This window comes from Candidatus Sysuiplasma acidicola (assembly GCA_019721035.1).
In the GTDB taxonomy this organism is placed as follows: domain Archaea; phylum Thermoplasmatota; class Thermoplasmata; order Sysuiplasmatales; family Sysuiplasmataceae; genus Sysuiplasma; species Sysuiplasma acidicola.
The window spans coordinates 124,992-149,686 of record JAHEAA010000003.1; the positions used below are offsets into that span (position 1 = coordinate 124,992).

Below are 24,695 nucleotides of genomic sequence, written 5' to 3' on the forward strand. Positions count from 1 at the left end.
CGCCCGGTCAGTCCCGGCCCTGAAGCTCTGTGTCACCGCACACGGTTGCTGCGACTTTCCCTCTCCTGCGTTCTTATCCTGTAATTTTCCTTCGGGACGATGATCTCAAATTTCGATCCGCTGCCCTCGGTGCCCACTTCCCTTATCGTCATGTGCGTCATCTCGAGTATGTCGCGTATCAGTTTGAGTCCGTGCAGCGGTCTTTCCCTGTCTGGCTGGAAAATGGCCGCTTTCCTGCCGGCGGGAATGCCCTTTCCGTCGTCCGAATATGTTAAGACCAGGTGATCCTGCCTTTCCTCCATATCTACCGAAATCGTCCTGACGTTTCCTCCGTGCTTCATCGAATTGTTCACAAGATTTGAAAATACTCTTTCAAACAGCGGATCGGCCATGATATCGGCATCCATGTCGCACAGCTTCAGATCGATGTCTCCGGTGTCGATGCCTTCTATGCTGTCCATGAATGCCGTCCTGACGCTCATCCAGCGCGGGCTGCCGGAAAACTGAAACTCCTTAAGCGTTGCGAGCTGCCTCCGCATCATCTCTGTTATGTTCATGATCTTTTCCACGTTGTCCGAAAGTTTGTCATCTTTGGCGGACATGGAAACCAGGTGGGTATATGCCTCGATCGCCTGCAGATGGTTGAGCATATCATGCCTGTTTATCGTTTCCATCAGGTTGAGTTTTTCATTGGCTTTCTGCAGACTCTCACGGTTCAGCACCAGTGCGGTGATGTCCTTCTGGATAAGCACCCAGACCTTTGTGTCGTCTGAACCGTTCTTCATCGGGAAGAGCGTGGTGTCAAGGTAAAGCAGGTCACCGTTTTTGTTATAACCGGCGATCTCCCCGTTGAAGTATGTGCCTGCAACATAAGCATTGTACATCGCATTCAGCGAGGATGAATCTGTTGCTTCGCCCTGCATGTCCCACAGCGTCTTGCCCATCACTTCCTGTGCTGAATAACCGTATATCGTGCTGTAGGCAGGATTGGCATATATGATGACAGGATTGCCCTCTTCATCCTGTTTCGTCACAACTACCAGTTCATGGAGTTTTTCAACAACCTCGTTCTTCAGTCTGAGTTCCGCTTCCGCCCTCTTCTCAGCCGTCACATCTCTGGAAATTGTGGAAATGTGCGTAACGTTGCCCTCGGCATCAAAAACAGGCGATACAGTCGCACGCATGTTCAGTCTTGTGCCATCCTTTCTCATCCTGATTGTCTCAAACGTGGAACTTCCGCCAGAGGCGACAAGCTCCACTGTTTTCTTCATCTCGGACCTCAGCTCCTCCGGTATGATGCACTGAACCGATTTACCTATGACCTCGTCTTTCGTCCAGCCGTAAGTCTCTTCAAACGACTCATTGACGGAAACGAAATTGCCGTTCATGTCTGAAACCGCGATCAGCATCGGAGTGTTCGCTATGAATGACTGTATGTTGTGCAGTATGCTCTTCATGCTGTTCTCAGCCCTGAGCCGTCCGATAAAGAGGCCAATCTGCCTGCCTATATCACGCATGGTGTTGACCATGTTGTTGTCCAAATCCAGAGCCTTTTTGCTCAGGAAGACCATCACGCCTTCTGTCTTTCCCCTGTTGGAAAGAGGAATGCCGAATGCGGACTTCAGGCCGTTCGCGCCTGCCGCAGCCTGCCTGATGAAACTCCTGTCTGCGGACAGATCTGCAATCCATGCCGGTTTACCCGTTTCAAGAACTTTTCCCGGGAGTCCTTCTCCCGCCGCGAACGAAGTTCCAAGCGACACATTGCGGAAAGCCGTGTCTTGTTCCTCACTACCGGTGCGCGCAGCAATGCGCAGCCTGCCGTCATGCTCGTCCAGCAACCATGCTTCGCCAACCTGAAAACCAAGTTTGGCGCCGACAGTTTCCACTATCCTGTTCAGCGCTTCCTTTTCTGATGTTTCAGACGCAAGCACATCAGAGACGGCCTGTCTTGCCGACCTCCTGCGTTCGGTCAATTTCTCTTCAGTCGCATCCCTGAACACCATCACGACACCGACAATATTGCCTTCTGCATTCTTTATCGGTGATGCAGAGTCGGCGATCATGCGTTCCGTGCCCTGCTTCGCTATGACCACTGTGTGATTGGCCATTCCGACGATCTCGCCATTTCTCATGACCAGGTCTACAGGAATGTCGACAGGCTCCCTCGTTTCCTCGTTGACAATGTGGAAAATCTCATTTACCGGTCTGCCGACGGCTTCCTCCTCTGAATAGCCTGTGAGCTTCGACGCCACGGCGTTAAGAAAGGTTACCACTCCATTTCTGTCCGTCGCAATCACGGCATCGCCGATGCTTGCGAGTGTAACCCTCAGCTCTTCCTTCTGCCTTTCGTTGACAGCCATGGCCCTGGCCATTTCTGTAATATCTCTTCCAATGCCTGCTATCGCGACAACTTTTCCGCGTCCGTCCTTGACCGGAGTGATGGTCATGATCATTTCGAAACTCTCGCCGTTCCTGCGCATCCTCGTTCCGGTGTAGTGAATGGCCTTGCCACTGGCAACGACATCCTCAAATCTCTGCTTTGCCGCGTTCATTTCCTCCTGAGGAACCATTGGCAGCTCCATTCCTGCGGCTTCATTAGCGGACCAGCCGTATGTCTTTTCGAAAGCGCCGTTGATGGAGATTATGTGTCCTTTGAGATCGAAAAGAGCAAAGGCATCAGACATGTTTTCGATGAGCGATTCCAGCCTTTCGTTCGTCAGGGCTATCTGCCGCTCTTTTCTCCTCTTCTCCACCGACAGCTTGAGGTAGTAGTTGAGTTCGGCAAAAAGGGACGACGGATTACCTCCTTTCTGCATATAATAGTCTGCGCTGCTGTTCAACGCCTCGATTACAACCTCTTCCCTCCCTCTGCCCGTAAAGAGTATGAATGGAATGTCTGAACCGGAAGACCTCAGTTTGCGCAGGAACTCCAGACCATCCATTTCAGGCATCTGATAATCGGAGACGATTGCATCGAACTCCTTCTCTTTCATCATGTCAAATGCTATGAGCGGTGAAGGCGCAGCCTTCACATTGACGTCAAACTGATACTCCATGAACTGCTTGAACGAGTCCCGCATGTGAATTTCGTCGTCCACATACAGCACTTCGAGCCTTTTCTTCCCGGGTTCTTCATAATTCATTATTGGAAATCAGCTCCTTTGAATCCAGTACGGGCCAATTCATGTGCTTCAAATGTACATATGGCTCGCTCTGTAGATGCTAATCCTAATTATATGTTTTTGATGTAGCTTTCACTGGTGATAATAGACTGGAAAACGAACTTCGGAACGGCTGACTCCCCGTATCTTCTTCGTGCATTGCGTGTTTTTAGCAAACTCATGCCCGTGCCTTCTCGGGGCCATTTCCGCTCAGCGGTCCTACCTCGCCTGCTGCGTTCAGTCCTGCGTCAGGTTTCTAAACTGTCGGAATAACGGCTGCCGGTGCCGCGGCGTGACCTTCTTCGGTAAGACCCTATGAAGATGCCCACTGATATGAGCCCGAATCCGGCATATGTGAAAAATGAGCTTGTTTCATGAAGTATCAGGAAACTCAGCAGAACGGAGATCGCCGGAACGACGAAGAAGAACCCGGATATGAGCGAGACATCGTACTTCCTCGTGAGATGGAAATACAGGAGGTAGGAGATCGCGCTGCCGAAAAGTCCCATGTAAAGCATCGTTCCGAGAAACATGTAGTCTAGGCCCTTGGGATTGAATTTCTCGCCTAAGACTGCCCAGAAAAAGACGAACGGCACCGCGTAAACAAATTGCATCGCATTGACCGCACTTACATTTCTCCCGTTCAGGTATTTCTTGTAAACCATCGCAGATGCGGACCACACGATCGCTGCAAGTGAAAGGTACAGCAATCCTTCATTTACGCCGACGCGCAGCTGTTCCAAGAAGATCACAACCATGCCCGCGAAGCCCACCACTGTGCCGACAGCTCTGGCAGCCGTAAGGTTCTCTTTCAGGAAGACGTATGACAGTATGATGTTGATGATTGGAAATGTGTAGATGATGATTGACGATATCGCTGCTGATTCGGTCCTCTCGCCGAGGAACCAGAAGCCCATGAACAGTGCCGAATTCAGCAGTCCAGTGATCATGATGAAGGCATTATCCCTTAATCCTCTCGGTACATGCTTGAATCCGCCTGCAATTGCAATCGAGAACAGGGCACCTATGGCGAGTCTGAACAAGAGTATGTAGAGCGGACCCTCGTAGAGCAGTGCAATCTTCACAAGAGGGTAATTCAATGCCCACATCGTTGCCATGGCCAGAAATGCCGCCACGTCCTTGACCGAAGCCACGCTTCCACCTAATAAGTCCGGTTATATTATCACGAGGGGAGTTGGCAATATCCGGGAACACCGTAATTACACTTGAGGTGCATTGGCCGATGCCCGTTTCTGCTCCTTCAGCATAAGCATGATTCTCCTGCAATGTCTCGGACTCAGCGCTATTCCGTAGGCTGTCCTGAGGTGGTCGGAGAGATTCCTGCAATTCCAGTCATCATCCTCGTAGCCGAATGCTGACGGTTTCCGTCCTATGTCCTCCAGCAGGCGGACGAAGCGCTCTCCCGAGATCGAGCGCGGTCTTCCCGACTTCTTTTTTTCCTTCAGTCCTTCGAGACCGTCGCTGTTGTACCGCTCTATCCACAGTTGCACCGATCGTGGGCTGTGGCCGAGCATCCTTGCAATGTCATAGCTGCTCAGGCCGTTGCACGCGAGCAGAATCGCAAGGAGCCTGGAACCGTATCTGCTCTCTTCCGATTTGGCTAATTCCTGCCATATTAAATTACGCGTCAAGCCGGTGTCATTGATTAAGAGTTTCTGCATTTCCGACTCGACCTGATACGAATAGGCTTTTTAATCATTTGCCATAATATGTCAGGCATATTTGAATACCACTGGATTCAGGATGATGTTATATGTTTTGCCTGCGTGTGCGCATTTATTTTTGGCAAAACATCTTATATTCGTACATATCTGGAAGACGCCCGAAGGTAATCAAAAGTGACCGGCACTGCAAAGGACCTGTACTTCCGTCAGTTCCTGAGGGAGGAGACGGGCTGTCTCTCGTACATGGTAGGGGATTTACTCACGGGCGACGCAATCGTCATAGATCCGCTTGAGGAGATGACCGAACGCTATATCACCACGGCAGACGATCACGCTCTGACGATAAACAGGGCTCTTGACACGCACTCGCACGCAGATCACTTTTCTGCGATCCAGAAGATTGGCAATCTGACCGGTGCGAAACTGCTTATGTCGGAGTTTGCACCGGCGACATTCGATTTCATTCATGTAAAGGACGGAGACACGCTGAGCATCGGGAATGTACCCGTGAAAGTGCTCTATACGCCAGGCCATACGCCTGACCACGTATCCCTCAATGTCGCTGACAGATTGGTCTTGAGCGGCGACTCGCTGTTCGTCGGCGGCGTTGCCAGACCAGATCTCGTCCTTTCCGATAATGAGGATGTGCGCTCAAAAGCAGGTCAGCTTTATGACAGTATTCAGGGACTGTTGAAATTCGAAGATTACTACGAACTGTATCCGGGACATTTTGCTGGTTCGGCATGCGGCTCGGGCATGGGTAACAAGACGAGTTCCACCATCGGATATGAGCGGAGGTTCAATGGCACCGTTCAGCGCAGAGCGAAGGAGGATTTCGTTAATTTTGTCATCAGCACGACCTACGAGCCGATAAAGGATTACCAGCTCATCAAGAAGTACAATCTCGGTCTCATCGACAGCAAGCCGGCCCTGGCCGGAGCAGCGTGAGGAATTACAATGCAGGCGGAAGCAAGCATAACACCCGATGCACTGAAGGGCATGATTGAGAGAGGTGAGCCGTTGAAGATCGTCGACGTAAGGGAAGAGTGGGAGTTCGGCCGGTACAGGATACCCGGTTCAATCTCCATGCCGCTCAGCAGATTCACGTCCCTGTTCCGCACACTGCATCCAGACGAGAAGATTGTCATGGTGTGCGAGTCTGGAAACAGGAGCGAACAGGCGACGCAATTCCTGCATTACAGGGGATTGAAGAATGCAGTGAACCTGATCGACGGAATGAACGGATGGATTCAGTCAGGTTATGAAGTGGAGCAGTGACGACCAGATTCAGCAACAGCGCGCGATAAACCACTGCTTCCTCCAGCTGATGGAGAACGTAACTGTCCATCCGTCCTTCTCCTGCTTCTGCCTCTGTCGTCGGCTCTGGCACTTCTTCCCGAGTATTCTATTTTCGAGAATGAATAATTATTTGGAAATTACATCACCATGTGGTGATAATAGTGGAAGAAACAGTAGAAGTCGATAAACAGGGAAGACTCGTGATACCTGTGAAACTTCGAAGAGCGCTGCACATTGCGCCGGGCGAACATGTAATCCTCATGCTTAAGAATGGCATGATTACTCTGTCAAAGGATAACAAAGAAATCAGAGCTAAGGCGAAGGAATGGGCGGATACAGCCAGAAAGCTCAGTCAGAAGATCGGCTCAGAAGATTCGGAGGAAAGCTGGAAGTGGTTGGGCGAACAATATGCCAGAAGGAAAATCGGATTTCGGTGATGGTGTCGTCGACGTCGGCATAATACTGCCTTCAGTCTTCAATAATCCTCTCAAGGAAATGAGCATCAGTTTTCTCGAGTCGGTGCTTTCGGGAGACAGGCGTGCGGCTCTGCCCGTCTCTTCAATAATTGGCGCCTATCATATTGCAACGCGTTATCTGAAGGTGCCCAGGGTACCGACACGAAAGATACTGGGCAACATGCTGCTGTCAGGTTCAGATTCATTATATCAGGACATCGCTGTTGATATTGCCAACGACGGACTCGATTATGCCAGCACCTAAAGCGTAGAATCATGTGATGGTTTTCTGATAGCCCTGTCCAGGAGTCTTGGCTCAAATATAGTGTAATAGTGTACACACTGGACACGAAACTGTCGAAAGTGAAAGATGTGATCGCTCTTAATCGGTTTTCTGAGGACGCAACAGAGCAGTTCCACATTTTTCTGACTGAAAAACTCAAGAAGAAAGAGCGATAGTGCCGTGCAAAGCGTTGCTTACAATATGTTATCAAATCATCATTCTGAGTGATGAAAAATAAGGAAAATTAAAGGGTTTGAGTGCCTCTGCCGCTCCAGACTGCCTGCTTACCTTCTCCTCTTCGCGACAATCACTGCACCGATTACTGCCACCGCAGCAATCGCGGCGCCTATCAGTCCGTAACTGAATGTCGTGAGTGAAGACTGTATGCCTACAACCGGGTCATAGACCAGGCTTGTGTAGTTCGTCGCTGCTCCGCTGGGCGGATTGAAGATGAGCCACAGGTGTGCGTCGTTGCTGTTGTTCTCGCCGTTGTTCATCATCAGCGCCGATACGGAAAGCTCAACCTTGTTGCCGTTGCTGTATGTGGCGTTCGCATTCTGGCCCCAGGATATGTATCCCTGTGAGCTGAAAGGCGAGCTGCTCACATCGACGCTGTTGCCTGAGACTTCAGCGCCGCTGTGTGTCGGTGTCTGTCCGTCCGGTGTCTTCATGCTGTTGTGCGACTCGAGCGAGGTTATCAGCGCAAGCCTGTCTGCGGTGTTGTTGGCCCAGGACCACTTGTGCACAAGCAGATCGAACTTCACATGAGATGTGGTTTCATTCACATGGAAGACGATCGCTATCGAAGCGTTTCCGGGGCTGAAGGACGTGGGCTGCCAGGTGGAGTCGTGTGAATTCTCGTTCATGCTGTTCTTCATGGTGAACTCGTTTGCCGTAAGGTTGAAAGTTATGTTCACCATCTGAGCCGCACTGTCGTTTTGAACGCTCACACTGGTGTTGTAGTTGAACATGCCCATTCCGATAGCTTCCTCAGGGAACGCTCTCTCGGTCGAGAGTACAGCCACCGGGACGTTAGTCTTGTTTATTTCGTAAACACCTTTTATATCCACGGTGAAACCGGTGACGTTGCCGTTCTGTCCCTTCAGGAACACGTGCAGATTCGGCTTCATTCCTTCGAACCACACAGTCATGTGGCTGTTGCTTACCACTATCTTGTTTCCGTCATTTCCGACCATCGGCGCATGGTCCATGCCGTTGTGCGTATGTCCATTATCGGCGAGGACCGTTGCCGTTCCTGAAAGCAGGAACAGTGCCGCTACGGAAAGTGCCAGAAACTTTGAAATCAGTTTCATATGCCTTTACCTCACTGTTGAAGTCCACAGCGATGTTTATAAGGCTTATTTGACGTCTGTCGAATCTCTTTACGTGCATCGAACGGCGGTCAGGCGATTGTATATCGGTTGCGGGCAGCCGCATCTGCCCTCCTTTTTGTGCGCTTTCCGGAACATGCCAGACAGTCCAGTCGCGGACGCACGCCGGCGTCTGCATTCCCCCTGTAGGCCTGCAATCATGCGCATGCACAGCCATTGCGCAATTTCATATGCACGACGGCAATCCACTGAACAATGATAAGGATTGTAGAGGGAACGCTCGCCGACGGGAGTGGAACAACCCCTGTCCGTAACCCGGGCATAGCTGTGGCAGGCGGTCGCTTAATAGTCGGGAGAGCCGCATTGAAAGGAAAAGCCTCAATTGAAATCGATGCGAGGGGCATGGTCATTGCTCCCGGTTTCATAGATGCTCATTCACATTCTGACCTCGCGGTGATGGTCAATCCGAAGGCGGAAAACAGGATAATGCAGGGGATAACTACGGAAGTCACCGGCAACTGCGGTTTCACTCCTTTTCCCGTCACACCGCTCAACAGAGAACCCATGCGTTCGGAATATCTGAGGAGCGGCATCAGACTCACCTGGAGCAACCTTGAGGAGTACGCTGCGGCAGTGAATCGCAGGAAGCCTGCCGTTAACATAGCACCGCTCATAGGTCACGGCAATCTGAGGTCTGCAGCCATGGGCTATTCGTCCAGAGCGCCATCCGCGTCACAGATGAGAAGGATGAAGGCGCTGCTCGCAAGGAATCTTGCAATGGGTGCGTTCGGTCTTTCGTCCGGACTCGAGTACACGCCGTCCGGCTTCGCAGACTGGAAGGAACTTTCAGAACTGTGCGCAGTGGTGGCGAAGTTCGGCAGAGTCTACTCGACGCACATGAGGAACGAGAACGGCCTGCTGGAAGCATCCGTGGCAGAGTCGCTCAGGGTTTCGCGCACATCCGGTGCAAAGCTGGAAATATCGCACCTCAAGGCGACGCGTAAAGCAAACTGGGGGAAGGTCGTATCGGTGCTCACGGATCTCGAAAGGAGGGCCGGAAAAGGTGAAAAGGTGATGTGGGACGCCTATCCATACGCCGCTTCCCACACCGATCTGACGATCTCGCTTCCGAAGCACATCATGGACGGGGGCTTCGACTCGATGCTCAGAGCCATCGCCGACAGTGCGACAAGGGAGAGCGTGAAGCGCGAGATGGAGGAAACGAGGGACGATGACGACTGGCACTCGATCGTGGTGAAGGACATCACCGGTCCCGAGGTCGCCAGCTTCAGCAATATGAATGTGCTCGACATAGCACGGGAGCTGAAGGTGAGTCCTGCCGAGGCCGTATTCAGACTCCTTGAGGGAAACGGGCACGATATTGCAATCATCGTTCATAACATGGCCGAGTCGGATGTCGACATCGTGTTCTCCAGTCCGCTGACGGGCATAGGCAGCGACTCCTCCGTCTACACCGGTGGTCATCCGCATCCGAGGGCATTCGGCACATTCCCGAGAGCGTTCAGAAGATATGTCAGAGAACTCAATTTCTGCTCACTGCAGGGCATGGTCCGAAAGGCATCTGCACTGACGGCCGACAGGTTCGGCATAAGCGGCAGGGGGTACATCAGGAACGGGTATTTCGCGGATGTGGTCGTTTTTGATCCTGCAGCTATAGCAGACAGGAGCACGTACGACGAACCTGCGGTGCTCCCCGCAGGCATTGAGTACGTCATCGTCAACGGAGTGCTGGAAGTGAGCAATGGCAGAGTCACTGGAAAGAGAGGCGGCAGAGTGCTGTCGGCAGGAGCATAAACTGCTGTGCCTGCAATTCCAGCCGACGACACATAAATCTGCATCCTTCGGCTGGAGCTTTCTGTGCAACAAACTGCTGTTCCATTCTTCAAATGCTTCCTTGAATTCTAAGTACTGTTCTGCTTCAGAACAACAAGCTCTGTTTTCTGTTCTGTACAAGAACGATCATTGCACCTTATGAGTATTTCAAGACTTTATATATCTGAACTCGGCTGTTAATGCACTGAAGGGTGACTCAAGAAAATGGAAGAGCGAAGGGTTGCAGAAGTGCTGAAAAGCAGGCCGACGATGGAAGGCGCCGGAGTTAGGCTCATGAGAGGATTCGGCAGCCAGCAGCTCGCATACATATTCGATCCGTTTCTTCTCTTCGACGATTTCGGCTCCAACTATCCGCACGAATACATGGCTGGCTTCCCCTGGCATCCGCACAGGGGAATAGAGACTGTCACGTATCTGCTCAAAGGGGAGGTGCATCATGAGGACAGCACTGGAACGAAGGGCGTCATCAGGAATGGCGACCTTCAGTGGATGAGTGCAGGCAGCGGCATATTCCACGCTGAGATGCCCAGGCCGAGACCCAGAACACTGCCAGAGGAAGCGGAAGATCCGGAGATGAGAGGCTTCCAGCTTTGGGTCAATATACCGGCGGGAAAGAAGATGAATGAGCCGAATTACAGGAACCTTCTCAGGGAGAGTATACCCGAAGTAACAATGGACAATGGTGCAAAAGTGAAACTGGTCGCCGGGAAGCTCAACAGTGTGCCGGGCCTCGGCAATATAACCGGACCGGTCAGTGATTTGCCGGTCGATGCACACTATCTGGACATATCCATGCAGGACCACAGTGAACTGAGCTACGACGTCAGGGACGGATACACGACCTTTGCCTATGTGGTGGAGGGAGAAGGCATCTTCGACAGGATCAGGAACGTACGTGCAGGGCCGAAGAGCGTAGTGCTCTACGGACGGGACGGCGACAAGGTGAACATAAGGACGGAGGACTCCCCGGTCCGTTTCCTGCTCATTTCAGGAAGGCCGATCAAAGAACCGATCGCATGGCACGGACCAATCGTCATGAACACGAGGGAACAGCTGGCGGAGGCATTCCAGGAACTCCAGACCGGCGAATTCATAAAGCACAAGGCAACATCGTACGACTACATCGAATGAGCCCGCAGCTTTATGGTGCCGGCTGCTGCTGCGTCGCGCAGTGTATGGTTCCCAGGCCGTGCACCAGTGCCCTGCAGTCGATGCCGGCGATTTTCCTTCCGGGAAACAGCGTCTTCAGTGTGTCAAGAACGGCATCATCATGCCTGTCGCCGAATACGGGTACAAGGACGACAGCATTTCCGATATAGAAATTGGCATAGCTCGCAGGCAGTCTCCCGCCGTCCTCCAGTCTTCCCGGCATCGGAAGAGTCACCACATCCAGCTTCCCGCCGGACGCCGTTTCCACCGCCCTGAGCAGTTTGAGATTTTCGTTCAGCTGGCTGAAGTTGCCGTCGTGTTCGTCCTCTTCAATCATGCATACTACCGTATTTTTGGAGACGAATCTCGCTATGTCGTCGATATGGCCGTCTGTGTCATCCCCTTCTATGCCGGATTTTAGCCAGATGATCTGTTCGGCGCCAAGTCGTCCGCTCAGTTTCGACGCTATCTGAGCTCTAGAGAGTTTCGGATTCCTGTTGCTGTTCATCAGGCACTGCTCCGTCGTCATCAGCAGGCCGCTGCCGTTGACATCGATGGAACCTCCCTCGAGCACCATGTCTTCCTCTATGACCTTCAGTCCTGTTGCCGCAGCCAGTGCTTTCCCTGCCTCGTTGTCCGGAAGCAGGTCGTCGTATTTGTCGCCCCACGCATTAAATATCCACTTTGTCGCCGAAATGCCGGCGCCCTGCCTTACGAATATAGGACCGTAATCCCTGACCCACACGTCCGCCGACCTGATCCTGTGGAATGCGACGCGCCCGGTGCCGGAGAGCATATCTGAAACTCTTCTTTCCCCGGCTCCGTCGTCGACCAGTATGTCCACCCTCTCCCCCCTGGAAAGCTCCTCTACTATGGTGACATACGCCCTTTCCACATCGCCTATGATTTCAGCTGAAAAGGTGAGCGGATTCTTCGGCCACGAAATCCATGTGGACTCGTGTCTTTCCCATTCGGCAGGCATCCTGCACCGATGCCATTCATCCATTTCCGATCACCTGGAAAGTTTGCCGTATGTTTCCGGCCTTCTGTTTTTCATGAATCCCCATCCTTCCTCCACATCCCTTCCAAGGTCCAGATCACATTCCGCCACAAGGACCTTCTCGCTGTCATCTGCCCTCACAATGAGTGTTCCGAACTGGTCGTAAATGAACGAACCGCCCCAGAACGAGGTGCCGCCCTCCCTTCCGACCCTGTTCACCGCCGCCACGACCATGCTGTTCGCTATCGCATGACCCCTCTGGACACCCTCCCATGCCTCCTGCCAGTTCCCTTCAGACTGATCAACGCCCTCCACTGTGCCTATTGCCGTCGGATAGAAAAGTATCTCCGCACCCATCAGTCTGTTCATTCTTGCTGCCTCCGGAAACCACTGGTCAAAGCATATGAGCACTCCGATACCCGCCTTCCCGGTCTGCGCCACGGTGTAGGACCTGCCCCCGGCGAAGTAGTCTTTTTCGTAGAAACCCGCATCCTGCGGTATGTGCACCTTCCTGTATTTCGATATGATGGAGCCGTCACTGTCGAAGACGACCGAAGTGTTGTACTTCCTACTCCCGGCAGCCTCGTAGATGGAACCGCCTATCAGTATCACCCGGCTCTCCTTCGCCGCCAGTGAGAGAGCCTGTATTGTGTGACCAGGTATGGTTTCCGCCGGCGCATCGGCGCCCTGCTCCCGGGGAAAATAAGGCGAATTGAAAAGCTCGGGGAGGCAGACTATTTCGGCGCCACGATCAGCCGCTTCCCTGATCATCGACTGCGCCCTGGACAGATTCACGTTTCTGTCATGTCCCATCCTCATCTGTACGAGTCCAATCTTTACTTTTCTCACGATGCCCACTGCCCGTTCAATCCGTTTATGCTTGAATTATCGCCGTCCTTTTAAATCCGCCGCACATCGTGTGCGGAATCGTGACGATACAGGGAACCGTTCCGGCGGATGCGGGATGGTTTGCGAAAACAGCCCGATCGCATGCATGACAGACCATCTGTGCAGTCCCCGCGGCGCCTGTCCTTCTCATCAGCTTCTGGGAAATGCAGGAACCTGAGGCTGCGCCGACTTTCTTTTGTTCACAGAGTCTTTGATTTTGACATAGGCGATGATCAGCAGCACACCTGCCAGAACGCCGCCCAGAACCAGCTGTACGATTGACAGGACGAGGCATGGCGTCTCTGCCTCTTCCACCCTCTCATCGGCAAGCTTCCTGTAGATGAGGAAATAATCAAGGAGAATCCAGATGATGCCCGTCCCGAAACTGAATGCCAGTATGATTACAAGGAATCCGATGCCGATTAATGGGGGTGCAACAGCCCTAACGGCCGTACCGTTCCCGAATGTGTTGAATGTAAGCATAGACGTGTACAGCAGAAAAAAGAATACGATGAAGAGACCAAATGCAAGGAATACAGCCTGGAGTATGATTGCAACAAGCGTCAGCGTCTTTGCGGTGCTTGCATCGCTGTCCAGCATGCTTCCAGTACCGTGACGACTATAGTTAACCATTGCTCCAAGGTCCTGCGTGCAAAAAACCGCAGGAAAAGTGTTAGATAGATGAGGCACTGGACCAGTACACCAGGAAGGCGTGACACCGCGTCTCCTGACTGCGGAAGTGAAACATGGCAAATCTGAGGGCAAGAAAGTTTCTCAAAGCATATGGCTGGATATTGCTTGCCACGGGCCTCATCTGGCTGTCGGCGCTGCTTTATCTCATTGCATTAAACTTCAATCCCGCCTTCCTGATTGGCATTGCCGTCGTTGCGCTGTCGACCCCCCTGTTTACTTCATATATGCGCCACCTGAAGCCGAGGCCCTGGACAAACAGCAAGATCACGCTGGTACTCCTTGTCACGCTGCTGTATCTGGCATTGACGCTCTCTTCGTTCCTCTTTTTTGCCATCCGCGGAAAGACTCATTTCGTTAGTTTTATCGCAGCGCTCTTTCTTCTGTATATGGCCTATATCTCGATACGCACCTGGTTCCGGACGAGATCCTTCTTTGTTTTCACGCTTGACGCTGCAACAGTGATAGCTGTCGCAGTGAACGTCGTGGCATCCATCATATCTCTCCGCGATATGCTGGTGTCCTACGGCAGAGGCGTTCTGGTGGATCTGGCCATTGTGCTGGTTGTCATAAGCACCACTTCGACAAAGCACGGCATCATAAGCGGAGCACTGCATTACATACAGGGGAAGATTTCGGCTTTCCGCAGACGCAGGGCTGAAAAACATAAAGACAGCGGAGAACAGCATGCGGGTGATGAACAGTCGTAGTTTCTCCGTTATGGCACATTTGAAACATCGGACGATGGCAGCCACTGCATCGCGATGGGTGCCACCCTGAAACCCTGGAATCCAAATCCTTTCTGCTCACATTCGGCTGCGTCCCGGAATCAAACACTTTTTAACCACGTGGCAAATCAGCATTATCCATGAATCAGGTGAGGAAGACTGTTACTGTTCTCTCCCTCCTTGTTCTGGTGGAATACGTGCTTGGAGGCTTCGTCACATTTGACGATCCGTCAGACGCAGGCTTTCAGCTCAACAGTTTCATACTGACAGGGCAGGGCGTACTCCCTCTGATACACAGGATTTTTGCCGCCGTCATGATTGTCGCCTGGGTCATCGGACTGCGCTATCTAAAAGGAACAGAGGCCTATCGCATGGTGCATGCAACACTGGCCCTGATGGTTGTACAGTCGGTCATAGGGGCGCTCATTCCGGCGACTCTCGCGCAACCGCTTCTGAACTCGTTCGTAATCATAGCCCATTTCAGTTTCAGCGGTCTGGTGCTGGCGACAACAGGCTTCACGTTTTACTTCGGCTGGGTGCATAAGCCGGTGCATTCTGCGGATGGAATAGCGCAAACGCTGCCAGAATCGAGCTGACAAAGAGCAGGAGTCCCGCATTGCCCTCGTGCAATACAACGAACGGCGGATAGTCGTAATTCCATATCGTTATTGCGCCGAAGCTTGCCTGGAGAAAGAGGAGTATGGTCGCGAACACGGAGAGGGGCAGCAGCTGGTGCGGCGCCTTCCGGCTCCGGCGCCTGTCAGATATCAGAAGCAGCAGGTTCGCCAGAAAGACAATGAATATTACTAGCGCCCAGATCCGGTGCACCTGTTCCAGGACGCCCGGCCACGTCAGCACTAAGGTGGAATACGGGAATGTGTTGTCATGCGGATCCAGAAATACAACGCATGCGGCGATGACAAATTCCACCCAGACCGTTACGAGAACCATAAGACCGGTCAGTCTGTACGATTCCATGTTACCACCTCCTGACCTGATGCATCCGACTACATTAGTTTTGCCGCAGCCGTGACATGTGCAGGTTGCTCACTTCCGGTGCACTTGCCGTATAACCTCGTCCACTGATACGCGCACCGATTCGTCGCTTGAATATTTGTTCTTCCAGCCGGTGTCCAGCAGTTTCTTCACCGCCAGCTCTGCTATTTTCACATCACCCTTCCATCCTCTTCCTTCCTCTCCGCCGGTGAACCTGTAGCTGACGCCGGACAATCCCATCCCCATGGCAACGGTGTCGGCAATCTTCCTGACCGACGTCGTCCCTTCATTTCCCAGGTTGTAGATGTCCGTCCTGCTGCTCCGTCCGTGGACGTAGTTCATGGAATTCACACAATCGGAGACGTGCATGTATGACTTTCTCTGTGTCCCGTCCCCGAGTATTTCGAGATGCCTGCTGTCCTTCTTCAGCTTCATGATGAAATCGAAGATCACGCCGTGCGTAGAATTGCGTCCGACAATGTTGGCAAACCGGAATATCGTGCCTCTGATGCCGTAATAGTGGGAGTAGGCAGAAATGAATCCTTCGGCGGCCATCTTCGACGCACCGTAGGAGGATATCGGCATATATGGTCCGTAGTCCTCCGGCGTGGGTATTCTCTCCGCCTCCCCATAGACTGTGGAGCTGGACGCGAACACAATCTCCTTTATGTCGCGCTTTCTCATGAATTCAAGCACATTAAGCGTGCCCTCTGCATTGACTCTGAAATCAAAGGTCGGTCTTTCCATGCCGCCGCGGACGTCCGAGTCTGCGGCGAGATGGAATACTGTATCGTAAGGCCCGAGACCATCGAAATCAGTTTCTCTGGTGATGTCCTTCTTCAGTATGCCAAAGCCTTTCCTGTCCTTCAGATGTCTGATATATCTGTCGTCGACCGCTGAAAAATTGTCAAGCACGTCCACCTGATTTCCCTGCACGAGCGTTTCAACCAGATTGGAGCCTATGAATCCAGCGCCCCCTGTAACCAGAAACCTCTTTTCACCGGCCATGAACGGCAAATGCAGGATCGGCATATAATAAATTACATCGGCGACTCCGGACCGGCAGGAGACGCTCTCCCCCAGCTTTTTCTCCGGAATCCTGAAAAACCGCTCCAGTCAGACCAATTCCACCTTCTCAGCTGAAATAGCTGAACGTCATCGCAGCACTGACACAATTTATGAAATGGAGGAAGCTCACCGGCGTCTATTACGCGCTCTTTGCGGCAACGCTCTGGGGTCTTTCCGGTACTGTCGCTTCCGCACTGTTCACAATCTACAGGATGCCTTTTCTCTCGCTCCTCCTTGTGAGGATGCTCCTTTCGGGTTTGCTGCTGTTCATGCTGTTCAGGCCAAAGGTTCCACGCGGGAACACTCTTCTCCTTCTGCTCTTTTCGCTGAGCATTCTCTTCGTGCAGCTCACGTACCTCGGCGCAATAACGTACACGAATGCACCAACGGCAACCATGCTTCAGTATCTGATGTTCCCTCTCGTGGTTGTTTTCGAACTCGTCGCCGGAAGGATCAACAGCCATCCTGCGCTGTATGTAACCATGTTCCTGGCTCTCGTCGGTATATTTGAGCTGTCCACGAATTTCCCATTGAGCAGTTTCGGTCTCGCCATAAATCCCCTGGGCCTCGCACTCGGCCTGCTTTCTGCGCTAACAGCGGCAATTTACACGCTGCTCTCGCGCCCAATGATAAGCAGGTTCGGTGCCACGACATCCATAACATGGGCGTTGCTGATCGGAGGCGTGTTTGCTATCCCGATGTCAATTGGCCCATCGCTCACGTACTTCGGACATCTGACTGCAACCGCTTTTCTGCCCGTCTTCCTGCTGATTGTGTTTGTCAGCATGATCGGTACCCTGATACCCTTCACGCTTTACATCAGGAGCATGGAAGTGATTTCGGCCACCCGCGCTTCGCTGGCTGGAACCGTGGAACCGCTTTCCGCGGCTGTCTCTTCGCTATTGCTCCTGGGCATTGCCCTTACGCCACTGCAGTATGCAGGAGGCATCATGATTATCTGTTCAGTTGTGCTCATGCAGCTGTCCGGCAAGGCATAGCCTCATCACACGTCCTGCGTTTCCACATCCTGTGCGCAGAGCGTTTAAACGTGCCGGTGTAAGTCGAAGCGGTCAATGCAGCTGCGCGGTGGCACGACACTCAGATTTGTTCGACGGGCATATCGCGGGCCGCTCAGGGCGAAGAATGCAGCACTGTGTAATCGGCAGGCAGGAGCGGTTTCATCCAAATGCAGCGAAAAGATCGCTGGCTGGCAATGATCTCAGTGCTCGCACGTGTCCTGGTGCCTCCCGGGGCGGATAGCGCTTTCCCATTTGTTCACAACATGATTGGCAAGCAGACAATTCTTTAATAACCATCTGCATTTACAAGAGGGAAAGGGGATTGTATCTGGTTAACGCTATAGGGAATGCTGAGTCTCCTGTAAACACCACTGACGGCATCCACGGTATGACTGATATCCTGGGTGGCAGTCATGTTCATGTCGGAGGCACCAGGGAAAGAGTCTGGCTTGAGAGCATTCCCGACGAACCGTCGACGATGGATTTGCACACCTACTGTGCAGTATGCGGCCGAGTAAGGCAGAAAAAAGATCATGGAAAACAGCCTTCCTTCTTTGTGGAGAGCCTTTCAAGACTCATGACACTGCTGCATGGGCGGGAGAGGATCGTCGAGGCGCAGGCGAGGCTGATAGTCAGGAAGATCATGTCCGACGATACAATTTGCGACACATACTCCTCTTCTTACTCACTTCAGGCAGAGCGATATGTGGAAATTGTAAGGAGCTACAGGCCCGATCTGGACGATATGCTCATTCTGCGAAGCACGATATCGTACCGGAAGGGAAAAAAGGGCAACGACGACAGGCAAAAGGACGCTTCGGCTGCGCACCCGGAACAGCCACAATGGAGGTAATTACAGATGGCTTCTATTGTGCACTCTTCACCTGTTAACATCCTCTATTTCGCTTCCTCTCCACTGGTATTTTCTGCCGGGTGCCGGCCAAACGTGTTGTCGGAGATCCGGTGATTCGGCAATGGTTGCATTCAATACAGATCAGATTGAGAGACGCGAAACAGTATTCGCCACACCTCCGGCGCCTCAGGATGAGAGACCGGCTGGCATTTCGCTTACGATCCCGGCATACAACGAAGAGGACAGGATAGGCAAAGCACTCGAATCATACCTGCCCGTGCTCCGGGCTTCCGGTCTTCAGTACGAGGTGAATGTGATCATCGATGGCAATGACGGTACTGAGGCGGTTGCGAATGCATATTCTGCACTGGGAGTGAAGTGTCATAAATTTGATCGCAAACTCGGAAAGGGCGGAGCCATATTTGCCGGTATACGGATGGCGCGATACGGCATCACAGGATATGTGGACGCCGACGGCAGCCTGTCTGCCGTCAGCCTTGCAGAGATCATAAGGCTTGCGAGGGACTACGACTGTGTCGTCGGCTCGCGTTGGATCGTCGGAAGTGCATGGGACAGGAAAGAGCCGCTGTTCAACCGTGTGGCGGGCAGAGTCTTCAATCTTCTGGTGAGGGGCATGCTCGGCGTCCCGATCAGGGATACGCAGTGCGGCGTGAAGTTCTTCCGCACGCATCTCATCACCGAACTGCTTTCCAAAACGGTGGTGACAAACAGGACATTCGACATAGACATACTGTATCATGCGAGACGGGACGGAAGGAGCATGGTTGAAGTGCCAGTCCGGTGGTCCCATGACGAACGGACCAGGATGCCCATCCTGCGGGTCATACCGATCATGCTCGTGACCCTCATAGGCATACGCGTGATGAATCTGCCGCTGCGACGCTACGTTCCAAAGGCAGCAGTAGATTTTTTCGTCAGCAGATATGCACGCGACTGAGGAGCACACAAAATGTTCAGTATGGGTCCAGTCCTTAGCCGGTCACTGACTGGATTCCGATGACTGATATCGTGAACCATGGAAATGCCAACATATGACTCGAACTGTCGCCGGCTTCTGTAGAGTCTGATGTCGATAAATTCTAACTGGCCTCTATTTGTGGCATGGAAATGATCTAAACCACCCTGTATGATGTTAATCTTTATGAGAGTGAATTGCATTTACGGGACCGTCCAAACACAGTAAACTTTTTCCCCATGTAGAAGGTGTCATTGTGAAGCAGAAATGGATGTGTCTGATAACTGCCGTGATGGTGATGCTGTTCCTATCCTCCACCATGGCATTCAGTGGGCAGCGCACAAACTCCGAATTGATCGCAAGACAGAACACCGCCGGCAACGGTTCGCCGATCGCGGCGAATTCAAGGCAATTGGGCATTGCCATGGATGCCCCCACAGGCTCAGACGGAGCAGGACCGGCTATTCCCCACCCCTCCGGGTCTGTAGTCGTCGTTCCTGTCTATAATAAGTTTGTATCTCATAATACCACATCCGTGGTTGTCAACAATTCTGTGCCTTTCCCCGTTGGATCGTTTTCGAAGATCACGGTGACCTATTTCGACACGTATGTCAGCAACCCTTTCGACACGAGCTTCATCGTTGAGGTTAACGGTGTGCAGATCATGGCAGGTAACACCCTTGAACTGGAGAACACGTCTGTGACTGCGAATGTTACAGATTATTATTCCATCCTGCAGGGAACTGCCAGTGTGCTTGTAACATGCCCGCAGTTTAATCCAGGGTACTCGTCTTATCTCTCGGTATGGTTCACATTCTATGCCGGTACGAAAGCACTCCAGCCTTCTGTCGTGCTGCCGGCCTTCACATCCGTCGGATTCCCGACACCGAAAAACGCGTTTCCTGTGAACGTGCCCATTCCCTTCAACGTGTCCCGGTATGCAAACGTGACGTTTCCCTCAAATGTCACCGGCGCATACATCAACTTCTATGAACAGCAGAACGGAAACGACGAATTCTGGTACACGCTGCAGCCGCCGTTCAGAGAATTCAGGATATTCATAAACGGCACACTCATCGACACGATACAACCCTATCCAAACATACAGACAGGCGGCGGCGACCTCTTCCTGTGGCAGCCGATACTCGGAATAGGTGCAGAACTGTATCCGCCGCACGTGATACCGCTCGCGCCGTATCTGCATCTGCTTCACGGAACGAAAACAATACAGATCCAGGTTCTTCAGGATGAAAATCTGTGGATCAGGGTAGCATTGAATTTCATGCTCACCACCGGCAATACCGTAAGCTCAGTCGGTCCGTCAACATCTCTTCAGTTCCGCAACCATTATGTGCAGTCTCCTCAGACGAACACCACTTCAGAGAGCATACCGTTCTCGGCCGCCTACCTTAACGACAGCGAATTCGTGGGCGAAGTGTTTACTTCGCACGGGTCGCAGCGTTCGACACTCTGGAGTAATGCCAGCACATTCAGAAAAACAGTAACGTTCCGCGGAAACTCGACCATATTTGATCCGAGCCTGAACATAGTCGAATCTACTCCGTACGGAGACGGTCTGGTGTATCATCAGAACTTTGCCGTGTATGAGTACATCAATACGACCTACAGTACCTACAGCACGTACCTGGCAACGACGCACGGGCAAAAGCTTCAGATCGTAACGACCGTCCAGAAGAGCGAATACATACAGATCAACGGAACGGATGTGTTTGACATTATATTTTCATCACCTCTTTCCGTGCTTATCGGATTCAATGTTACTCAGGTACGCGACATCACAACAACAACGACCGTATCACTGATGTCATCGGCCGGTTCTTTCACAAACTCCATAACTCAAGTGAATGACACATCTGTGAACGGCACAGGTGCGTTTCTCGGCGAACTGAATTCCGAGTTTGAGATCACATCGCTTGTTTTCAATCACGCATACACGCAGAAGACGGTGAACTCTTTTGCCATAACGGATGGTCAGGAGAGCGCATCCTTTTATCTGAAGGAAATAGCGGTGAACGATTCACTTATTGCCAGAAACGGTACACTGATTTATTATCAGGCATCCTGAGGTCGATGAGCCTGTCGGTCCGGTTTCACACGACCTAAACCTCTTTCACTTTTTTACTCTTCTGCAGTGAAAGACTCATCGTTCAGATTGTGCAGTTCAGACCATGACACGACCACGGAAATCCGTTGTGTTTTCTATGTGTTTTCTATTTGATATCCGTGAGCTGGCTCTAAGCAAAGATAGTTGCGCCGCAACATCAATAGTGTGCGTAAATATGGACAAAAAACAGCATATACTTGATATGCATAACTATGTTCATGAAATCAGTAAGAGTTAGCCTGACTCTGCCTAAAGAAGTGGCAGAAGAATTGAAGAAGATTCCGAACAAGTCGAACTTTGTAGCAGACTCTATTCGCGAGAAGTTGATAAACGAGAAGAAGGCAAGAGTCAAAGAGGCTGCATTGAGGCTGAAGGCTGATTACCTCGCCAACAATGAGCTACACGTTTTTGGCGAGATTGATTCGGAAGATTTTTTGGAATAGGTCGATAGTTTTGAATCAGAAGGAGATTTGGCTGGTGAACCTCACTCCGACCATAGGGGCTGAGATCACCAAATCAAGACCATGCGTCATCATGAATGGTGATGAAATCGGTGTCCTACCCCTCAAGTTAATTGCTCCTATCACAGAGTACAAGCAAAGGTATGGGTCGATTCCATGGATGGTGAAGATGGAACCGAGTAGATCCAACGGTTTGAGCAAGACGTCTGTTGTTGACCTATTTCAAATAAGGTCTGTATCTCAACTGCGCCTAATCGAGCAGATTGGGACCATATCTGATATTGAATTTTTGCAACTTCTTGAAGCTGCAAAAATTGTCCTTGGCATTTACTGAGAGAACGACTCCAGTTGAGCAGATAATCAGGACAATTGGTTTTGGGCAGTCTTGCCAGAGTCAACTGAATATTTGGCATTGACAAGAGATTTCTTTTCATGACATCAACCCACGCCTTCCAAAGTGCTATCCTTGTTTTTATTCACACGATCGCACACAATCGGCATGGTTTTCACACAAAACTTTAAGATTGGCGTTCCAGTTGGAAGGGATACTGCAAGGCAATTTTGATGGGAATGATCGATGCACAGGATCTGACCAAGAAATTCGGTGATTCGACTGCTGTAGACTCTGTGACCTTTTCTGTAAATAAAGGGGAAGTTTTCGGGCTGCTCGGTTCCAACGGGGCAGGCAAGACAACAACGGTAAGGATGCTCTGCTGTCTCATCTCCAAAACGGGTGGAAGCGCGAGAATAGGGGATTTAGACACTTCCGACAAGACGGATGCCATGAAGATAAGGAAGATGATTGGCATCGTGCATGAAAATGTCGGCCTCTATGAGACACTGAGTGCGTATGCGAATCTTGAATTCTTCGGCCGCATGTACGAAGCGCCTGCCGACCTGATAAAGAATAATGTGGAAAAGTACCTCAAAATGCTCGATATCTGGGGAAAGAGAGATCAGCCAATCGCTTCTTTTTCCAAGGGGATGAAACAGAAAGTCGCCATTGCAAGGGCCCTGATTCATGAACCGGAAGTGCTGTTCATGGACGAACCCACGGCAAACCTGGACCCCGAAGCTTCCAGAACCATCAGGGATGTCATTCTTGATTTGAAGAGGGAGAAGAGAACAATTTTTCTGAATACACACAATCTGGACGAGGCTCAGCGTATCTGTGATCGGGTAGGTGTAATGAGAACAAGACTAATCGCCGTCGATACGCCGCAGAACCTTGAAAAGGCCATTTCCAGCAAGAAAACCATTATTGTTCTTGAGAACATGAGCGACGATATCCTCCAGGCTGTAAAATCCCGTCATCCCAGGTATATGGAGGTAAACGGAAACAGTCTGCTTCTTGAAATGGCAGACCCTCAGACTGAGACGCCAGCTATGGTCAACTCCATAGTCGCAGCAGGAGGGAAAATAAGGTCAGTAAACGAGTCTGGTGCCTCCCTGGAGGATGTGTACCTGAAACTAATCAGGGAGGCTGACCGGTGAGACTCTGGAAATCATGGCTGCTGGCAAAAAAGGACATGTCGGTACTCAGGAGGAAAAAGACTCTGATTGCAGGGCTCATTGCACTGCCTCTAATCATCGGCATAGGTCTTCCATCGCTTGTCGAATATCTGCTCATCCGAAAATCACACCAGGTGGCCAACCCTGCGAATCTACTGGGTGCCTTCGGATTCTTCTTCGTGATTTTCTCAGTCTTCCTTCCGCTCTATATCTCATCGTACAGTCTCGTGGGAGAGAAAGTCGAGAAGAGCATTGAACCCCTTCTTTCAACGCCGACTACCGACGAGGAGATTCTTGTGGGGAAGTACATAGGCGCTTTCATACCGGCGATACTGCCGATTTACCTTGGAACTTTCGTGTTTATGACGCTCTCAGACTTGTTCACGCGTGCCAAATTCGGGTATCTGTTCTTTCCAAACCTGAGTTTTGCAATAATACAGATCATCGCTATACCGCTTGCCTGCATATATGCAATCAGTTTCAGCGTGTTCATATCGGGAAAAGTGAACAGTGTTCAGGGCGCGTACAACATGGGTGCTTTATCGGTCGCACCGTTCATCATCCTATACGTGCTGGGCGAAATCGGTATAATTTCCCTTTACAACGACACCAATGTTCTGATAATTTCAGCGATCCTTCTGGTCATGGCCATATTCATGTTTCTGGTCAGTAAAGCCACATTCCACAGGGAAGAAATCCTCACAAACTGGAAGTGAAGGCAACGCACTCAAGCAAACGCCCGAATGGCGTTTCCGTTCATGATATGAGCTTCAGTTCTGCAGTTTCTGCGCCATGTTTTTTCACGTTCATTTCTCATAACTCATGCATTTGAGACATTGGGCCAGAGAGCATCTGCAGGCAAAACTGCACAGTGCCTGAACGCCAAAACATACGCTACCGTTTTCGTCTCGACAGCTGGCCATCAATTTCTTTGAGCTTCTTCGCAACTCTCCTGCCTGTTGCGCTCAGTGAGATCAGATATGTACGTCTGCCTTTCATCTCTTCCTTCATAGTTATCAGTCCGGCATCCTGCAGAATATCTAGGAGCTTGTCCAGTGTGTTTGGACTCGTGACAACACTATAGAGATCTTTCTTGAAACACTGCCCATTCTGAAGTATGAACAGCATAGCGGACATTGAGTACTTTGCATCCAGTGCCTTC

The 24,695-nt window shown here is 51.4% G+C and carries 24 protein-coding genes and 1 pseudogene; 16 read left to right on the plus strand and 9 right to left on the minus strand.

Annotated features, from left to right (window positions below):
• Positions 1 to 32: 32 nt before the first annotated feature.
• The 3 genes from KIS30_02370 to KIS30_02380 all read right to left on the minus strand — a co-directional run bounded on the left by KIS30_02370 (position 33) and on the right by KIS30_02380 (position 4,813).
• Positions 33 to 3,143: a PAS domain S-box protein gene (locus tag KIS30_02370; protein MBX8645592.1), complete on the minus strand. Its 3,111-nt coding sequence runs from the start codon at positions 3,141 to 3,143 to the stop codon at positions 33 to 35.
• 266 nt (positions 3,144 to 3,409) lie between these two features.
• Positions 3,410 to 4,315, minus strand: a complete 906-nt coding sequence (locus KIS30_02375) for a DMT family transporter (protein MBX8645593.1) — start codon at positions 4,313 to 4,315, stop codon at positions 3,410 to 3,412.
• A 66-nt stretch (positions 4,316 to 4,381) separates the two neighbouring features.
• On the minus strand, positions 4,382 to 4,813 hold the full coding sequence (locus tag KIS30_02380) for a helix-turn-helix domain-containing protein (protein ID MBX8645594.1): 432 nt from the start codon (positions 4,811 to 4,813) through the stop codon (positions 4,382 to 4,384).
• Positions 4,814 to 5,020: 207 nt separating this feature from the next.
• On the opposite strand from KIS30_02380, the gene KIS30_02385 reads away from it, so the two are divergent.
• The 4 genes from KIS30_02385 to KIS30_02400 all read left to right on the plus strand — a co-directional run bounded on the left by KIS30_02385 (position 5,021) and on the right by KIS30_02400 (position 6,865).
• Positions 5,021 to 5,794, plus strand: a complete 774-nt coding sequence (locus KIS30_02385) for an MBL fold metallo-hydrolase (GenBank protein MBX8645595.1) — start codon at positions 5,021 to 5,023, stop codon at positions 5,792 to 5,794.
• A 9-nt stretch (positions 5,795 to 5,803) separates the two neighbouring features.
• Positions 5,804 to 6,124 (plus strand): rhodanese-like domain-containing protein, encoded by a 321-nt coding sequence (locus KIS30_02390; GenBank protein ID MBX8645596.1) that lies wholly within the window; start codon positions 5,804 to 5,806, stop codon positions 6,122 to 6,124.
• A 182-nt stretch (positions 6,125 to 6,306) separates the two neighbouring features.
• Positions 6,307 to 6,582 (plus strand): AbrB/MazE/SpoVT family DNA-binding domain-containing protein, encoded by a 276-nt coding sequence (locus KIS30_02395; protein ID MBX8645597.1) that lies wholly within the window; start codon positions 6,307 to 6,309, stop codon positions 6,580 to 6,582.
• Complete coding sequence (locus KIS30_02400; protein ID MBX8645598.1) at positions 6,554 to 6,865, plus strand: hypothetical protein; 312 nt, start codon at positions 6,554 to 6,556, stop codon at positions 6,863 to 6,865. Before KIS30_02395 ends, KIS30_02400 begins: the two co-directional genes overlap by 29 nt.
• A gap of 302 nt (positions 6,866 to 7,167) precedes the next feature.
• On the opposite strand, the gene KIS30_02405 is transcribed toward KIS30_02400, so the two are convergent.
• Positions 7,168 to 8,196 carry a hypothetical protein gene (locus KIS30_02405; GenBank protein ID MBX8645599.1) on the minus strand — a complete coding sequence of 343 codons (1,029 nt, stop codon included), beginning with the start codon at positions 8,194 to 8,196 and terminating at the stop codon, positions 7,168 to 7,170.
• A 273-nt stretch (positions 8,197 to 8,469) separates the two neighbouring features.
• Here KIS30_02405 and KIS30_02410 point away from each other — a divergent pair, with 273 nt between their 5' ends.
• Positions 8,470 to 10,029: an amidohydrolase family protein gene (locus tag KIS30_02410; GenBank protein ID MBX8645600.1), complete on the plus strand. Its 1,560-nt coding sequence runs from the start codon at positions 8,470 to 8,472 to the stop codon at positions 10,027 to 10,029.
• A 243-nt stretch (positions 10,030 to 10,272) separates the two neighbouring features.
• Positions 10,273 to 11,199 carry a pirin family protein gene (locus KIS30_02415; protein ID MBX8645601.1) on the plus strand — a complete coding sequence of 309 codons (927 nt, stop codon included), beginning with the start codon at positions 10,273 to 10,275 and terminating at the stop codon, positions 11,197 to 11,199.
• 10 nt (positions 11,200 to 11,209) lie between these two features.
• On the opposite strand, the pseudogene KIS30_02420 reads toward KIS30_02415, so the two are convergent.
• A pseudogene (locus KIS30_02420) lies at positions 11,210 to 13,066 on the minus strand (agmatine deiminase family protein).
• 189 nt (positions 13,067 to 13,255) lie between these two features.
• Positions 13,256 to 13,705, minus strand: a complete 450-nt coding sequence (locus KIS30_02425) for a hypothetical protein (GenBank protein ID MBX8645602.1) — start codon at positions 13,703 to 13,705, stop codon at positions 13,256 to 13,258.
• Positions 13,706 to 13,851: 146 nt separating this feature from the next.
• On the opposite strand from KIS30_02425, the gene KIS30_02430 reads away from it, so the two are divergent.
• Positions 13,852 to 14,505: a hypothetical protein gene (locus KIS30_02430; protein MBX8645603.1), complete on the plus strand. Its 654-nt coding sequence runs from the start codon at positions 13,852 to 13,854 to the stop codon at positions 14,503 to 14,505.
• 158 nt (positions 14,506 to 14,663) lie between these two features.
• A complete protein-coding gene (locus tag KIS30_02435) occupies positions 14,664 to 15,119 on the plus strand; it encodes a hypothetical protein (protein MBX8645604.1) in 456 nt (151 codons plus the stop codon).
• Here the strand turns inward: KIS30_02435 and KIS30_02440 are convergent.
• Both KIS30_02440 and KIS30_02445 read right to left on the minus strand, forming a co-directional pair.
• Positions 15,040 to 15,501, minus strand: a complete 462-nt coding sequence (locus KIS30_02440) for a COX15/CtaA family protein (GenBank protein ID MBX8645605.1) — start codon at positions 15,499 to 15,501, stop codon at positions 15,040 to 15,042. The two genes, KIS30_02435 and KIS30_02440, sit on opposite strands and share 80 nt — an antisense overlap.
• 69 nt (positions 15,502 to 15,570) lie before the next feature.
• Entirely contained in the window at positions 15,571 to 16,527 is a 957-nt protein-coding gene (locus KIS30_02445; GenBank protein MBX8645606.1) for an NAD-dependent epimerase/dehydratase family protein, read from the minus strand.
• A gap of 170 nt (positions 16,528 to 16,697) precedes the next feature.
• Between KIS30_02445 and KIS30_02450 the strand changes: the two genes are divergently transcribed.
• The 8 genes from KIS30_02450 to KIS30_02485 all read left to right on the plus strand — a co-directional run bounded on the left by KIS30_02450 (position 16,698) and on the right by KIS30_02485 (position 24,249).
• Positions 16,698 to 17,585 carry an EamA family transporter gene (locus KIS30_02450; GenBank protein MBX8645607.1) on the plus strand — a complete coding sequence of 296 codons (888 nt, stop codon included), beginning with the start codon at positions 16,698 to 16,700 and terminating at the stop codon, positions 17,583 to 17,585.
• Positions 17,586 to 17,928: 343 nt separating this feature from the next.
• Entirely contained in the window at positions 17,929 to 18,459 is a 531-nt protein-coding gene (locus KIS30_02455; GenBank protein MBX8645608.1) for a hypothetical protein, read from the plus strand.
• Between the two features lie 121 nt (positions 18,460 to 18,580).
• A complete protein-coding gene (locus KIS30_02460) occupies positions 18,581 to 19,417 on the plus strand; it encodes a glycosyltransferase (GenBank protein ID MBX8645609.1) in 837 nt (278 codons plus the stop codon).
• Between the two features lie 274 nt (positions 19,418 to 19,691).
• A complete protein-coding gene (locus KIS30_02465) occupies positions 19,692 to 21,521 on the plus strand; it encodes a hypothetical protein (protein MBX8645610.1) in 1,830 nt (609 codons plus the stop codon).
• A 257-nt stretch (positions 21,522 to 21,778) separates the two neighbouring features.
• Positions 21,779 to 22,003, plus strand: coding sequence for a hypothetical protein (locus KIS30_02470; protein ID MBX8645611.1), 225 nt, complete (start codon positions 21,779 to 21,781; stop codon positions 22,001 to 22,003).
• Between the two features lie 10 nt (positions 22,004 to 22,013).
• Positions 22,014 to 22,355: a type II toxin-antitoxin system PemK/MazF family toxin gene (locus KIS30_02475; protein MBX8645612.1), complete on the plus strand. Its 342-nt coding sequence runs from the start codon at positions 22,014 to 22,016 to the stop codon at positions 22,353 to 22,355.
• Positions 22,356 to 22,591: 236 nt separating this feature from the next.
• Positions 22,592 to 23,515: an ABC transporter ATP-binding protein gene (locus tag KIS30_02480; protein MBX8645613.1), complete on the plus strand. Its 924-nt coding sequence runs from the start codon at positions 22,592 to 22,594 to the stop codon at positions 23,513 to 23,515.
• Positions 23,512 to 24,249, plus strand: a complete 738-nt coding sequence (locus KIS30_02485; protein ID MBX8645614.1) for an ABC-2 transporter permease — start codon at positions 23,512 to 23,514, stop codon at positions 24,247 to 24,249. The genes KIS30_02480 and KIS30_02485 overlap by 4 nt, the downstream gene beginning before the upstream one ends.
• Positions 24,250 to 24,427: 178 nt before the next feature.
• Here KIS30_02485 and KIS30_02490 read toward each other — a convergent pair.
• On the minus strand, positions 24,428 to 24,695 hold a 268-nt coding region (locus tag KIS30_02490; GenBank protein ID MBX8645615.1), incomplete at its 5' end, for a hypothetical protein.